A 13,317-nucleotide genomic window follows, 5' to 3' on the forward strand; every position below is an offset into this window, starting at 1 on the left:
GTAAGCCGGTGCATAAATCCGGTGGTTACAGCAGTCTTCGGTGGAGCGGTAGTTCAGTCGGTTAGAATACCTGCCTGTCACGCAGGGGGTCGCGGGTTCGAGTCCCGTCCGTTCCGCCACTTATTAAGACATTAAGCCTGCCTTATTGGCAGGCTTAATGGCAAAAAACTTTAGGGGCGTAGCTCAGTTGGTAGAGCACCGGTCTCCAAAACCGGGTGTCGCGAGTTCGAGTCTCTCCGCCCCTGCCATATATAATCCTTTGCTCCGGCAAAGGATTTTTTTTTGCCTGATACACTACAGAAAACTCTCTTCTTAATTTTCAGCCAGCATTCCTGCTGGCTGATGTATCAATCTATTACATTGATTTTTAATAGATCTTTTATCTGTGATTGTTTATCACTGTTTTGCAGCCAAATCGCATACAGCGGCCTGGTAAGCGTTGTGGAATCCAATACAGTGTGAAGCCCGGCTTTAGCATCAGCCCAGCGGACAGGTAACCAGGTGCAACCCTTCAGCAAGGAAAGTTGCTGGCAGGCGATCTCTGCAGAGCTGGTTGTTAACTGCGGAACATCATCAACTGCAATCAACCCCGTCTCGTGCTGCTGAAAATCAGGCCCCCACTCCAGTCGCAAATAGGTCAAGTCTGCCTTCATCATTGAAGGTTCAGAAGCATAAAGCGCCAGGCCAAACTGACCCACAATCTGGCTGCTAAATTCGTCCATCTTGGGGGCTTCGGTTGTGATCAGAAGATCAAGCTGGCGTTCATGAAGTTGCTTAACCAGCGACTGCCGTTGTGCAATCCTGGCTTCAAATTGCAAATGCCCATGAGAATGATATAGCCGGGTAAGCCATTGACTTAGCATGCATTCCCACAGTGAAGCACTGGCCCCTATTGAAAACTCATTATGCCTGGAAGTATGTGCAACCTCTTTGCGGGCAGCCTGCCAGGTATTCATCAGCGTTTCTGCGTACGGGAGCAGTTTCTCTCCGGCAGGGGTTAAACGTATGTTGTTGCGATGGCGGGTAAAAAGATTCACGCCCAGTTGGTTTTCCAGCTGTCGAATACGAAAACTGACTGCTGACTGCGTAAGGTAAAGGGCTTCAGCTGCTCGCCCAAAGTGGCGCGTTCTGCTCACTTCAAGGAAAGTTTTTAGCAATTCCGTATCCACATCTTTCTCCGCAAAATTATTTGTCGTTATGATTTAAATGTTTTGTTTTACACTCTGTCAAGCGTAACTAATACTCCGCGCCATAAATAGCTCGGCCAAAGAATTAGGAGCGTGTAGGATGGCGGAAAGCTTTACGACGACTAATCGTTTTTTCGACAATAAACATTATCCGCGCGGGTTCTCTCGTCACGGCGATTTCACCATCAAAGAAGCTCAACTGCTTGAGCGCCATGGTTATGCCTTTAACGAGCTGGATCTGGGTAAGCGTGAACCTGCAACTGAAGACGAAAAACAGTTTGTTTCTGTTTGCCGTGGCGAGCGTGAGCCGCAGTCTGAAGCGGAACGTGTATGGATCAAGTACATGGCGCGCATTAAGCGTCCAAAGCGCTTCCATACGCTGTCTGGCGGTAAGCCACAGATGGAAGGTGCAGAAGACTACACCGAGTCTGACGACTAATAAGAAAGGGGCTACGGCCCCTTTTTTACGCCAGTAACTTTTGCAGGTGCAAAAGCAGACGATCGATTGCACGATAGCTCAACGCTTCCTGCAGATGTTGTCTCTCAATTTCATTACACCTTTCCACATCGGCAATAGTTCGGGCGACTTTTAAGAGACGCTGCCACGCACGAATTGAGAGCCCAAATCGCGTCAATGTTTCTTCCAGCCAGTTTGCGTCCTCAGCCTTTAGCTGGCAAAACTGCCGAATCTCAGCATTATCCAGACGGGCATTCAGTTTATTTTGACGTATATACTGTCGGGCCTGAGCGGCGATAACCCGCTCGCGAACCTCTACCGTGCTCTCCCCTCTGACGCTACTCTGGCTGAGCAGGCCAGGAGGAGGCAAAGGGATCTCCAGGGATAAATCGAAACGATCCAGAAAAGGGCCAGAGAGTTTCCCCAGATATCGCAGCGTCTGCTCAGGCGTACAGCGATTATGATTACCCTGATAATGTCCTGACGGGCTGGGGTTCATTGCTGCAACCAGCTGGAACTGCGCGGGGTAGCTTATTTTGGCACGTGTACGGGAGATATGAATTTCACCCGATTCGATAGGCTCCCTCAGAGCATCCAGCACTCGCCTTTCAAACTCAGGCAGCTCATCAAGAAACAGAATGCCATTGTGGGCCAGTGAGATCTCTCCCGGCCCCGGTATAGAACCTCCCCCTACCATGGCTGTTAGTGAGGCACTGTGATGCGGAGAGCGGAAGGGGCGACGTCGCCACTGTTTTTGTAACGACACAGAACTCACCAGGCTAAATATCGCAGCGCTTTCAAGTGCCTCATGGTTATTGAGTGGGGGAAGCAGACCATTCAATCTGCTTGCCAGCATCGTTTTCCCCGTACCCGGCGGACCAATCAACAGCAGGTTATGCCCTCCGGCAGCGGTAATCTCCAGTGCCCGTTTCCCCTGCTCCTGACCGATAATATCGCTGAGATCGTCCAGGCTTTCAGGTAGGAGATCCCCTGTTTCTTCAGGCTCTGCTAACTCATGTCGCCCCTCAAGATATGCACAGACCTCCTGCAAGTGCCCTGCTATCAGGCATCCTTTTTCGGCTATCAGGCTCACCTCGGAACCATTTTCATTGGCAACAATGATTTGTCGACCAGCACGAATGGCTTCCAGTGCACCTGAGATTGCACCAGGAACGCCCCTCAATGCACCTGTAAGCGCCAGTTCACCGATGAGCTCATACGACCCTAACCTGGACGCATTAAGCTGTTCAGAGGCCGCGAGAAGCGCTATAGCGATAGGTAAATCATATCGACCTCCCTCTTTGGGTAGGTCCGCAGGCGCCAGGTTGATAGTGATCTTCTTTGCGGGGAAGGTATAACCGCTATTGATGATTGCGCTGCGTACCCGATCTCTGGCTTCTTTCACCGTTGTTTCCGGCAAGCCGACGAGCGTTAATCCGGGAAGCCCATTGCTCAGATGGACCTCTACGGAAATCAGCGGTGCTTTGACTCCAATAGCCGCACGCGTATAAACAACTGACAGTGACATAAGCACCTCCTTGAGGGCCGACTATGCCAGTATCTCGATCACACCTTTAGTGTCAGTTCTGTGTTTTACGACGCTTGTTCCAGGCTTTTGGCGACAAAATGCAACCATTACGTCTTGGCGGAAGCCTTCTCGCAGAAAAAGAGCGGTTCGTTTTGATGACCTGAGTACGCTTGAAATTATGAAAAATATTCACACTCTGTTTTTCTCATATAAAACAATGATTTTTCGGAGTATGATTTGTGTGCTAATCAAAATGGTCATAAATAAATCTTGTGTTTGATTTAAAAACTGTGATAACTCTTTAGGTATTCCTTCGAACAAGATGCAAAAAGAACTGAAAATGACAGCCCTTCTACGAGTGATTAGCCTGGTCGTGATTAGCGTGGTGGTGATTATTATCCCACCGTGCGGGGCTGCACTTGGACGAGGAAAGGCTTAGAAATCAAGCCTTAACGAACTAAGACCCCCGCACCGAAAGGTCCGGGGGTTTTTTTATGACTAAAAAACTTAAGCGAGGAGCAGAGAATGAACACTAGCACAAAATTCTGTTTCTCCCGATTTATGACGGGGAACTAACTATGAATGGGGCACAGTGGGTAGTACATGCGTTGCGCGCGCAGGGAGTCGAGACAGTATTCGGTTATCCGGGTGGCGCAATTATGCCGATTTACGATGCATTGTATGACGGCGGCGTGGAACACCTGTTGTGCCGACACGAGCAGGGCGCAGCAATGGCAGCCATTGGTTATGCGCGGGCTACCGGCAAAACTGGGGTTTGCATGGCAACCTCAGGACCGGGTGCAACCAACCTGATCACCGGTCTGGCTGATGCACTGCTCGACTCTGTTCCTGTCGTGGCAATCACTGGTCAAGTCGCTTCTCCGTTTATCGGTACCGATGCCTTCCAGGAAGTGGATGTACTTGGTTTATCGCTGGCTTGCACCAAACACAGTTTCCTCGTCCAGTCTCTGGAAGAGTTGCCGCGTGTGATGGCTGAAGCATTTGCTGTTGCCAGTTCTGGCCGTCCTGGCCCGGTTCTTGTGGATATCCCCAAAGATATCCAGGTGGCTCTCGGCGATCTGGAACCGCACTTCTCCACCGTTGAAAGCGACGATGTGTTTCCACATGAGGACGTTGCAGAGGCGCGCCAGATGCTGGCGCAGGCAAAACAGCCGATGCTGTACGTCGGCGGTGGCGTAGGCATGGCACAGGCCGTTCCAGCCCTGCGCGAATTTATCGCAACAACGCAGATGCCAGCGACCTGCACGCTGAAAGGTCTGGGCGCGGTAGATGCTGACTATCCGTACTACCTCGGTATGCTGGGGATGCACGGCACCAAAGCCGCAAACCTGGCGGTGCAGGAGTGCGATCTGCTCATCGCCGTAGGGGCACGTTTCGATGACCGCGTCACCGGCAAGCTGAACACCTTCGCGCCGAATGCCAAAGTTATCCATATGGATATCGACCCGGCGGAGATGAACAAGCTGCGTCAGGCGCATGTCGCCTTGCAGGGCGATCTCAATGCGCTGTTACCGGCATTACAGCAGCCGCTGGACATTAACGCATGGCGTCAGCACACCGCCGATATGCGCGCTGAGCATGCCTGGCGTTACGACCACCCCGGTGAGGCCATCTACGCACCGCTGCTGTTGAAACAGTTGTCCGATCGTAAACCCGCAGACAGCGTCGTTACCACCGACGTGGGCCAGCATCAGATGTGGTCAGCCCAGCACATGACCTACACTCGCCCGGAAAATTTCATCACTTCCAGCGGGTTAGGGACGATGGGCTTCGGTTTGCCAGCAGCAGTGGGCGCGCAGGTTGCCCGACCGAACGATATCGTTATCTGTATCTCCGGTGATGGCTCCTTCATGATGAATGTTCAGGAGCTGGGCACCGTGAAGCGTAAGCAGTTGCCGCTGAAAATTGTGTTACTCGATAACCAGCGTTTAGGGATGGTTCGTCAGTGGCAACAGTTGTTCTTCCAGGAGCGTTACAGCGAAACCACCCTGACCGATAACCCCGATTTCCTCACTCTGGCCAGCGCCTTTGGCATCCCTGGCCAGCACATTACCCGTAAAGACCAGGTTGAAGCGGCACTCGACACCATGCTGTCAAGCGAAGGGCCTTACCTGCTTCATGTCTCAATCGACGAGCTTGAGAATGTCTGGCCGTTGGTACCGCCAGGTGCCAGTAACTCACAAATGCTGGAGAAATTATCATGATGCAACATCAGGTCGCCGTGCAGGCTCGCTTCAATCCAGAAACCTTAGAACGCGTTTTGCGTGTGGTCCGTCATCGTGGTTTTCAGATTTGCTCTATGAATATGGAGACGGCCACTGATGCGCAAAATATCAGTATCGAATTAACCGTTGCCAGTCCGCGCCCGGTCGACTTACTGTTTAGTCAGTTATCAAAGCTGGTAGACGTTGCCCATGTAGCCATCTGCCAGAGCACAACCACATCACAACAAATCCGCGCTTAAGCGTGACAGGACGAAAAAATGACGACAAAAAAAGCTGATTACATTTGGTTCAACGGTGAGATGGTTCGCTGGGAGGACGCGAAGGTTCACGTGATGTCCCACGCGCTGCACTACGGTACGTCTGTGTTTGAAGGCATCCGTTGCTATGACTCTCACAAAGGGCCAGTGGTGTTCCGTCATCGTGAACATATGCAGCGTCTGCATGACTCAGCCAAAATTTATCGTTTCCCGGTTTCCCAGAGCGTTGATGAGCTGATGGAAGCCTGCCGTGACGTGATCCGTAAAAACAACCTGACCAGCGCGTATATTCGTCCGCTGGTGTTTGTGGGTGATGTGGGCATGGGCGTTAACCCACCAGCAGGCTATACCACCGATGTGATCATTGCCGCGTTCCCATGGGGTGCTTACCTGGGAGCGGAAGCCCTGGAGCAGGGGATCGACGCAATGGTCTCTTCCTGGAACCGCGTTGCGCCGAACACCATCCCGACCGCGGCTAAAGCGGGCGGTAACTACCTCTCCTCACTGCTGGTCGGTAGCGAAGCGCGCCGTCACGGCTATCAGGAAGGTATTGCCCTTGACGTGAATGGCTACATCTCAGAAGGTGCGGGCGAAAACTTGTTTGAAGTAAAAGATGGCATTCTGTTCACGCCACCATTTACCTCGTCTGCGCTGCCGGGCATCACCCGTGACGCCATCATCAAGCTGGCGAAAGATCTGGGTATCGAAGTGCGCGAGCAGGTACTGTCCCGCGAATCTCTCTACCTGGCGGATGAAGTCTTTATGTCCGGTACTGCGGCTGAAATTACGCCGGTACGCAGCGTAGACGGTATCCAGGTGGGCGAAGGCCGCTGCGGCCCGGTCACCAAACGTATTCAGCAAGCCTTCTTTGGCCTCTTCACCGGTGAAACAGAAGATAAATACGGCTGGTTGGATCAGGTTAATCACTAAGTATAAATATGGGACGGCACGCACCGTCCCATTTAAATAGTCAGACGGGAGTAAATAAAGCATGCCTAAGTATCGTTCAGCCACCACCACCCACGGCCGTAACATGGCGGGTGCTCGCGCACTGTGGCGCGCCACCGGAATGACCGACGCCGATTTCGGCAAGCCAATTATCGCCGTGGTGAACTCCTTTACCCAGTTTGTGCCGGGTCACGTGCACCTGCGCGATCTCGGTAAACTGGTTGCCGAGCAAATCGAAGCCTCTGGCGGTGTGGCGAAAGAGTTCAACACCATTGCGGTGGATGACGGTATTGCGATGGGTCACGGGGGCATGCTCTATTCACTGCCATCTCGCGAACTGATCGCCGACTCAGTGGAATACATGGTTAACGCCCACTGCGCGGATGCGATGGTCTGTATCTCCAACTGTGACAAAATCACCCCAGGGATGCTGATGGCTTCCCTGCGTCTGAACATTCCGGTGATCTTCGTCTCCGGCGGCCCTATGGAAGCTGGAAAAACCAAGCTTTCCGACAAAATCATCAAGCTCGACCTGGTTGATGCGATGATTCAGGGCGCGGACCCGAAAGTCTCTGATGAGCAGAGTGAGCAGGTGGAACGCTCCGCGTGCCCGACCTGCGGCTCCTGTTCCGGGATGTTTACCGCCAACTCCATGAACTGCCTGACCGAAGCGCTCGGCCTGTCGCAGCCGGGCAACGGCTCGCTGCTGGCGACCCACGCCGATCGTAAACAGTTGTTCCTCAACGCCGGTAAACGCATTGTTGAGCTGACGAAACGCTACTACGAGCAGGACGACGCCAGCGCGCTGCCGCGCAATATCGCCAGCAAAGCGGCGTTCGAAAACGCTATGACGCTGGATATCGCCATGGGCGGTTCCACCAACACTGTGCTGCACCTGCTGGCCGCCGCGCAGGAAGCCGAAATCGACTTCACCATGAGCGACATCGACAAGCTGTCCCGCAAAGTCCCGCAGCTGTGTAAGGTCGCGCCGAGTACCCAGAAGTACCACATGGAAGACGTGCACCGTGCCGGTGGCGTAATCGGTATTTTGGGCGAGCTGGATCGCGCCGGGCTGCTGAACCGTGATGTGAAAAACGTGCTTGGCCTGTCGCTGCCGGAGTCGCTGGACCAGTACGACGTGATGCTGACCAAAGACGACGCGGTGAAAAAGATGTTCCGCGCGGGTCCAGCGGGTATTCGCACCACCCAGGCGTTCTCGCAGGACTGCCGCTGGGACACCCTGGATGACGATCGCGCCGAAGGCTGCATCCGCTCGCTGGAACACGCCTACAGCAAAGACGGTGGTCTGGCCGTGCTGTACGGTAACTTTGCGGAAAACGGCTGCATCGTGAAAACCGCAGGCGTGGACGACAGCATCCTGAAATTCACCGGCCCGGCAAAAGTGTATGAAAGCCAGGACGAGGCGGTAGAGGCGATTCTCGGTGGCAAAGTGGTGGAAGGTGATGTGGTGGTGATCCGCTACGAAGGTCCGAAAGGCGGGCCGGGTATGCAGGAGATGCTTTACCCAACCACCTTCCTGAAATCCATGGGACTCGGTAAAGCTTGCGCACTGATCACTGATGGTCGATTCTCTGGCGGTACGTCCGGCTTGTCCATCGGCCACGTTTCCCCTGAAGCAGCGAGTGGCGGCAACATCGCCATTATCGAAGATGGCGACCTGATCGAAATCGATATTCCAAATCGCGGTATTCAGCTGAAGCTCAGCGACCAGGAAATTGCGGCTCGTCGTGAGGCGCAAGAAGCGCGCGGCGACAAAGCCTGGACGCCGAAAGATCGTCAGCGTGAAGTCTCCTTCGCTCTGCGTGCTTACGCAAGCCTTGCCACCAGTGCAGATAAAGGCGCGGTGCGCGATAAATCGAAACTTGGGGGCTAATGATGGCCGAATCACAACCCTTATCTGCCGCCCCTGAGGGGGCGGAATATTTAAGAGCGGTGCTACGCGCGCCGGTCTATGAAGCGGTGCAGGTCACCCCGCTGCAGAAAATGGAAAAACTCTCTTCGCGCCTTGATAACGTGATCCTGGTGAAGCGCGAAGACCGTCAGCCAGTACACAGTTTTAAGCTGCGCGGGGCCTACGCGATGATGGCCGGGTTAACCGACGAGCAAAAAGCACGCGGCGTAATTACCGCCTCTGCAGGTAACCACGCTCAGGGCGTCGCATTCTCCTCTGCTCGCTTAGGGTTGAAAGCGCTGATCGTGATGCCGGTCGCTACCGCAGACATCAAAGTCGATGCGGTGCGAGGTTTTGGCGGTGAAGTGCTGCTCCACGGGGCTAACTTCGACGAAGCAAAAGCCAAAGCGATTGAGCTGGCGCAGCAGCAGGGGTTCACCTGGGTGCCGCCGTTCGATCACCCGATGGTGATTGCCGGGCAGGGCACGCTGGCGCTGGAGCTGCTGCAACAGGATGCCCATCTTGACCGCGTGTTTGTACCGGTCGGCGGCGGCGGCCTGGCTGCGGGCGTGGCGGTGCTGATCAAACAGCTGATGCCGCAGATCAAAGTCATTGCCGTTGAAGCGGAAGATTCTGCCTGCCTGAAAGCGGCGCTGGATGCCGGTCATCCGGTAGACCTGCCGCGCGTCGGGCTGTTTGCGGAAGGTGTGGCTGTTAAGCGCATCGGCGATGAGACCTTCCGCCTGTGCCAGGAGTATCTTGACGATATTGTCACGGTTGATAGCGACGCGATCTGCGCGGCGATGAAAGATCTGTTCGAGGATGTTCGCGCGGTGGCGGAACCGTCCGGCGCGCTGGCGCTGGCGGGGATGAAAAAATACATCGCTCAGCACAACATTCGCGGCGAACGCCTGGCGCATGTGCTCTCCGGTGCTAACGTTAATTTCCACGGTCTGCGCTATGTTTCAGAGCGCTGCGAGCTGGGTGAACAGCGGGAAGCACTGTTGGCGGTGACCATCCCGGAAGAGAAGGGCAGCTTCCTGAAATTCTGCCAGCTACTCGGCGGCCGCTCAGTGACGGAATTTAACTACCGTTTTGCTGACGCCAAAGATGCGTGCATTTTTGTCGGTGTGCGCCTGAGTCGCGGTCTGGAAGAACGCAAAGAGATCCTCAATCTGCTGCATGAGGGCGGCTATAGCGTGGTTGATCTCTCTGACGACGAGATGGCGAAGCTGCACGTGCGCTACATGGTGGGCGGACGTCCATCGAAACCGCTCAAGGAACGTCTGTTCAGCTTTGAGTTTCCGGAATCTCCGGGCGCACTGCTTAAGTTCCTGCATACGCTGGGTACGCACTGGAACATCTCTTTGTTCCACTACCGCAGCCACGGCACGGACTATGGTCGCGTGCTGGCAGCGTTTGAACTGGGCGAACATGAGCCTGATTTCGAAACGCGGCTGAACGAACTGGGCTATGACTGTCACGATGAGACGCATAACCCGGCGTTCAGGTTCTTCCTCGCGGGTTAATGGTTTGGCAGGATCTGCCAGAACGCATCAATAAGCGGCTCATGCAGCCGCTTTTTTTGTGCACACACGCCAAGCTCAAACGGTGTTTTCTCGTCGCTGCGTTCCAGAATCATCACGCGGTTACGTACCGGCTCCGGGCTGTTTTCCAGCACCACTTCCGGCAGCAGCGCCACGCCGCAGCCGAGCGCCACCATTGAGACCATCGCCTCATGGCCACCAACTGTTGCGTAAATCGACGGATTGCTGATCTTCTGACGGCGGAACCACAGCTCAATACGGCGGCGTACCGGTCCCTGATCGGCCATGATAAACGGCACCGTTGACCAGTCCGGTTTCTCCACCGATACCTGATTACGCACCGGGCAGGGCAGTGCCGGGGCAATCAGCACTACCGCCAGGTTCTCCAGCATTGAAAATGCCACCGCACCCGGTAAGGTTTCGGGTTTCCCGGCAATGGCGAGATCCGCTTCGCCAGTCACCACTTTTTCCATTGCATCGGCGGCGTCGCCGGTAGTGAGCTTAATTTCAACCGACGGATGTGCCGCGCGGAAGCGGTCAAGGATGGGCGGGAGATGGCTATAAGCGGCGGTCACGGAGCAGAAAATATGCAGCTCGCCGGAAAGTGACGGCCCCTGCTGGTCAATCGAGTGCCGCAGCTGCTGGTACTGCAACAGCGTCTGCTGGGCAAAAATGCGCAGTTCTTCACCCGCTTCCGTGAGGGTAACGGTACGGTTATCACGCACAAACAGCGGCTGGCCGAGATCTTCCTCAAGGCGCTGGATTTGCCGCGAAAGCGTAGAGGGGCTGACGTGCATCGCCCGGGCGCTGCGGCCAAAGTGGCGGCTTTCCGCAAGATGCAGGAACATTTTCAGATCGCGTAAATCCACTGATGTCACTCCCCTTTTTTACATTGCAGATATTGCAACGTGACGTTGTGAATATATCAATTTCCGCAATGAATTTCCTGTTGTAATGTGGGTACATTCTCGCTGAACAGCGAACCGAACAATAAGACACACAACATCACGAGGTATCACCCATGGCTAACTACTTTAATACACTGAACTTGCGCCAGCAGCTGGCGCAGCTGGGCAAATGCCGCTTCATGGCGCGCGACGAATTTGCCGATGGCGCGAGCTACCTTCAGGGTAAAAAAGTGGTCATTGTCGGCTGTGGCGCACAGGGTCTGAACCAGGGCCTGAACATGCGTGACTCCGGTCTGGATATCTCCTACGCCCTGCGTAAAGAAGCGATTGCCGAGAAGCGTGCTTCCTGGCGCAAAGCGACCGAAAACGGCTTTAAAGTGGGTACCTACGAAGAGCTGATCCCGCAGGCGGATTTGGTGGTTAACCTGACGCCAGACAAACAGCACTCTGACGTTGTGCGTTCCGTACAGCCGCTGATGAAAGATGGCGCGGCGCTGGGTTATTCCCACGGTTTCAACATCGTTGAAGTGGGCGAGCAGATCCGTAAAGACATCACCGTTGTGATGGTGGCTCCGAAGTGCCCAGGTACGGAAGTCCGTGAAGAGTACAAACGTGGCTTCGGCGTGCCAACCCTGATCGCGGTTCACCCGGAAAACGATCCAAAAGGCGAAGGTATGGCGATTGCCAAAGCATGGGCTGCCGCAACCGGTGGTCACCGTGCGGGCGTGCTGGAATCTTCCTTCGTTGCAGAAGTGAAATCTGACCTGATGGGTGAGCAGACCATTCTGTGCGGCATGTTGCAGGCTGGCTCTCTGCTGTGCTTCGACAAGCTGGTGGAAGAGGGTACTGACCCTGCATACGCTGAAAAACTGATTCAATTCGGCTGGGAAACCATCACTGAAGCCCTGAAGCAGGGTGGTATTACGCTGATGATGGACCGTCTGTCTAACCCGGCGAAACTGCGTGCTTACGCATTGTCTGAACAGCTGAAAACCATCATGGCGCCGCTGTTCCAGAAACATATGGACGACATCATCTCCGGTGAGTTCTCTTCCGGCATGATGGCTGACTGGGCGAATGACGATAAGAAACTGCTGACCTGGCGTGAAGAGACCGGTAAAACCGCGTTTGAAACCGCGCCACAGTATGAAGGTAAAATCGGCGAGCAGGAGTACTTCGATAAAGGCGTACTGATGATTGCCATGGTGAAAGCAGGCGTTGAGCTGGCGTTCGAAACCATGGTGGATTCCGGCATCATCGAAGAGTCTGCGTACTACGAATCACTGCACGAGCTGCCGCTGATTGCGAACACCATCGCCCGTAAGCGTCTGTACGAAATGAACGTGGTGATCTCTGATACCGCTGAGTATGGTAACTACCTGTTCTCTTACGCCTGCGTACCGCTGCTGAAAGAGTTCATGACTACGCTGCAGACAGGCGATCTGGGTAAAGCGATTGCAGAAGGAGCCGTGGATAACGCGCAGCTGCGCGATGTAAACGAAGCGATTCGCAGCCATCAGATCGAGAAAGTGGGTCACAAACTGCGTGGCTACATGACCGATATGAAACGTATCGCGGTAGCGGGTTAACAACCTTGTCGGGTGGCGCTTCGCTTACCCGACTTACAAAACGCTAAGACGTAAGCCGGGTAAGGCGCAGCCGCTACCCGGCTTTTTATTTGCGATACAGAACCTTAATAATGTGATAACCGAACTGCGTGTGCAGCGGGCCGGTTGGCTCCAGTACCGGGCAAGAGAAGACCACTTTGTCGAACGCCGGAACCATCTGACCCTGACGGAATTCACCTAAGTCACCACCGCGTTTGCCTGATGGGCAGATGGAGTGCTTCTTCGCCAGCTTACCGAAGTCGGCACCGTTCTTAATTTGCTCCAGAAGATCCAGAGCCAGTTTCTCTTCTTTAACGAGGATGTGCACTGCTGCTGCTGTTTTTGCCATGATCGTGCCTTGAATTGGTTGAAATAAATCGGGGCGCAATATACCACGCGTCAGCGGCGATACAGCACCTTAATGATATGGTAGCCAAATTTGGTTTTTACCGGGCCGTAGGGCTTCAGGAGCGGGCAGCTAAAGACTGCCTGATCGAACGGGCCGACCATCGCACCTTGTTGAAATTCCCCGAGATCCCCGCCATTGCGTCCGGACGGACATTTAGAGTAGCGCTTTGCCAGATGATCAAAGCTGATGCCGCGCTCAAGCTTGGCAAGGATCTCCTGGGCCAGTTTCTCTTCTTTTACCAGAATATGCAGGGCTGCTGCGCTCTTTTTCATGGTTCTGCTCTACGGGTTAAACGCGATTTATCCACTTTA

14 protein-coding genes and 2 tRNA genes are annotated in these 13,317 nt (G+C 54.3%); 11 read left to right on the forward strand and 5 right to left on the reverse strand.

The genetic code is table 11. The features are described from left to right. Window positions 1-42 precede the first annotated feature (42 nt). A tRNA-Asp gene (locus JGF26_RS21485) sits at window positions 43-119 on the forward strand. A 53-nt stretch (window positions 120-172) separates the two neighbouring features. Then, window positions 173-248 (forward strand) — tRNA-Trp (locus JGF26_RS21490). Window positions 249-347: 99 nt separating this feature from the next. Here JGF26_RS21490 and hdfR read toward each other — a convergent pair. After that, window positions 348-1,169, reverse strand: coding sequence for an HTH-type transcriptional regulator HdfR (gene hdfR, locus JGF26_RS21495; protein WP_129325071.1), 822 nt, complete (start codon window positions 1,167-1,169; stop codon window positions 348-350). Window positions 1,170-1,287: 118 nt separating this feature from the next. On the opposite strand from hdfR, the gene JGF26_RS21500 reads away from it, so the two are divergent. Continuing rightward, window positions 1,288-1,626, forward strand: coding sequence for a DUF413 domain-containing protein (locus JGF26_RS21500; protein WP_008501577.1), 339 nt, complete (start codon window positions 1,288-1,290; stop codon window positions 1,624-1,626). Between the two features lie 25 nt (window positions 1,627-1,651). Here the strand turns inward: JGF26_RS21500 and JGF26_RS21505 are convergent, their stop codons facing one another. Then, window positions 1,652-3,172: a YifB family Mg chelatase-like AAA ATPase gene (locus JGF26_RS21505; protein WP_134708750.1), complete on the reverse strand. Its 1,521-nt coding sequence runs from the start codon at window positions 3,170-3,172 to the stop codon at window positions 1,652-1,654. Between the two features lie 340 nt (window positions 3,173-3,512). Here JGF26_RS21505 and ilvL point away from each other — a divergent pair, with 340 nt between their 5' ends. From ilvL to ilvA, 7 genes are all read left to right on the forward strand, one after another. Next, on the forward strand, window positions 3,513-3,611 hold the full coding sequence (ilvL, locus tag JGF26_RS21510; protein ID WP_001311244.1) for an ilv operon leader peptide: 99 nt from the start codon (window positions 3,513-3,515) through the stop codon (window positions 3,609-3,611). A gap of 86 nt (window positions 3,612-3,697) precedes the next feature. Beyond that, entirely contained in the window at window positions 3,698-3,748 is a 51-nt protein-coding gene (gene ilvX, locus JGF26_RS21515) for a peptide IlvX (protein WP_108091188.1), read from the forward strand. A 2-nt stretch (window positions 3,749-3,750) separates the two neighbouring features. Then, complete coding sequence (gene ilvG / locus JGF26_RS21520) at window positions 3,751-5,397, forward strand: acetolactate synthase 2 catalytic subunit (RefSeq protein ID WP_134708749.1); 1,647 nt, start codon at window positions 3,751-3,753, stop codon at window positions 5,395-5,397. After that, window positions 5,394-5,657, forward strand: coding sequence for an acetolactate synthase 2 small subunit (gene ilvM, locus JGF26_RS21525; protein WP_003860184.1), 264 nt, complete (start codon window positions 5,394-5,396; stop codon window positions 5,655-5,657). The genes ilvG and ilvM overlap by 4 nt, the downstream gene beginning before the upstream one ends. A gap of 18 nt (window positions 5,658-5,675) precedes the next feature. Further along, complete coding sequence (gene ilvE / locus JGF26_RS21530; RefSeq protein WP_023309654.1) at window positions 5,676-6,605, forward strand: branched-chain-amino-acid transaminase; 930 nt, start codon at window positions 5,676-5,678, stop codon at window positions 6,603-6,605. 61 nt (window positions 6,606-6,666) lie between these two features. Further along, window positions 6,667-8,517 carry a dihydroxy-acid dehydratase gene (gene ilvD / locus JGF26_RS21535; protein WP_049008151.1) on the forward strand — a complete coding sequence of 617 codons (1,851 nt, stop codon included), beginning with the start codon at window positions 6,667-6,669 and terminating at the stop codon, window positions 8,515-8,517. Between the two features lie 2 nt (window positions 8,518-8,519). After that, the gene (gene ilvA, locus JGF26_RS21540; RefSeq protein WP_108091187.1) at window positions 8,520-10,064 is read left to right on the forward strand and encodes a threonine ammonia-lyase, biosynthetic; all 1,545 of its coding nucleotides are present in this window, start codon (window positions 8,520-8,522) and stop codon (window positions 10,062-10,064) included. On the opposite strand, the gene ilvY is transcribed toward ilvA, so the two are convergent. Next, window positions 10,061-10,951 carry an HTH-type transcriptional activator IlvY gene (ilvY, locus tag JGF26_RS21545; RefSeq protein ID WP_028018214.1) on the reverse strand — a complete coding sequence of 297 codons (891 nt, stop codon included), beginning with the start codon at window positions 10,949-10,951 and terminating at the stop codon, window positions 10,061-10,063. The two genes, ilvA and ilvY, sit on opposite strands and share 4 nt — an antisense overlap. A gap of 152 nt (window positions 10,952-11,103) precedes the next feature. Here ilvY and ilvC point away from each other — a divergent pair, with 152 nt between their 5' ends. Further along, window positions 11,104-12,579: a ketol-acid reductoisomerase gene (gene ilvC / locus JGF26_RS21550; RefSeq protein ID WP_021242831.1), complete on the forward strand. Its 1,476-nt coding sequence runs from the start codon at window positions 11,104-11,106 to the stop codon at window positions 12,577-12,579. 85 nt (window positions 12,580-12,664) lie between these two features. Here the strand turns inward: ilvC and ppiC (JGF26_RS21555) are convergent, their stop codons facing one another. Continuing rightward, window positions 12,665-12,946, reverse strand: coding sequence for a peptidylprolyl isomerase PpiC (gene ppiC, locus JGF26_RS21555; protein WP_023309650.1), 282 nt, complete (start codon window positions 12,944-12,946; stop codon window positions 12,665-12,667). A gap of 50 nt (window positions 12,947-12,996) precedes the next feature. Then, on the reverse strand, window positions 12,997-13,278 hold the full coding sequence (gene ppiC, locus JGF26_RS21560) for a peptidylprolyl isomerase PpiC (protein WP_049008154.1): 282 nt from the start codon (window positions 13,276-13,278) through the stop codon (window positions 12,997-12,999). Between the last annotated feature and the right edge of the window lie 39 nt (window positions 13,279-13,317).

The organism is Enterobacter sp. E1, from assembly GCF_016809815.1.
Taxonomy (GTDB): domain Bacteria; phylum Pseudomonadota; class Gammaproteobacteria; order Enterobacterales; family Enterobacteriaceae; genus Enterobacter; species Enterobacter adelaidei.

Excerpts from the sequence above, each read along its gene's own strand:
- ilvD (WP_049008151.1), top strand. The coding sequence starts at position 6,667 with ATGCCTAAGTATCGTTCAGCCACCACCACCCACGGCCGTAACATGGCG.
- JGF26_RS21505 (WP_134708750.1), bottom strand. The coding sequence starts at position 3,172 with ATGTCACTGTCAGTTGTTTATACGCGTGCGGCTATTGGAGTCAAAGCA.
- ilvL (WP_001311244.1), top strand. The coding sequence starts at position 3,513 with ATGACAGCCCTTCTACGAGTGATTAGCCTGGTCGTGATTAGCGTGGTG.
- ilvM (WP_003860184.1), top strand. The coding sequence starts at position 5,394 with ATGATGCAACATCAGGTCGCCGTGCAGGCTCGCTTCAATCCAGAAACC.
- ppiC (WP_023309650.1), bottom strand. The coding sequence starts at position 12,946 with ATGGCAAAAACAGCAGCAGCAGTGCACATCCTCGTTAAAGAAGAGAAA.
- JGF26_RS21500 (WP_008501577.1), top strand. The coding sequence starts at position 1,288 with ATGGCGGAAAGCTTTACGACGACTAATCGTTTTTTCGACAATAAACAT.
- ilvC (WP_021242831.1), top strand. The coding sequence starts at position 11,104 with ATGGCTAACTACTTTAATACACTGAACTTGCGCCAGCAGCTGGCGCAG.
- ilvE (WP_023309654.1), top strand. The coding sequence starts at position 5,676 with ATGACGACAAAAAAAGCTGATTACATTTGGTTCAACGGTGAGATGGTT.
- ppiC (WP_049008154.1), bottom strand. The coding sequence starts at position 13,278 with ATGAAAAAGAGCGCAGCAGCCCTGCATATTCTGGTAAAAGAAGAGAAA.
- ilvA (WP_108091187.1), top strand. The coding sequence starts at position 8,520 with ATGGCCGAATCACAACCCTTATCTGCCGCCCCTGAGGGGGCGGAATAT.
- ilvG (WP_134708749.1), top strand. The coding sequence starts at position 3,751 with ATGAATGGGGCACAGTGGGTAGTACATGCGTTGCGCGCGCAGGGAGTC.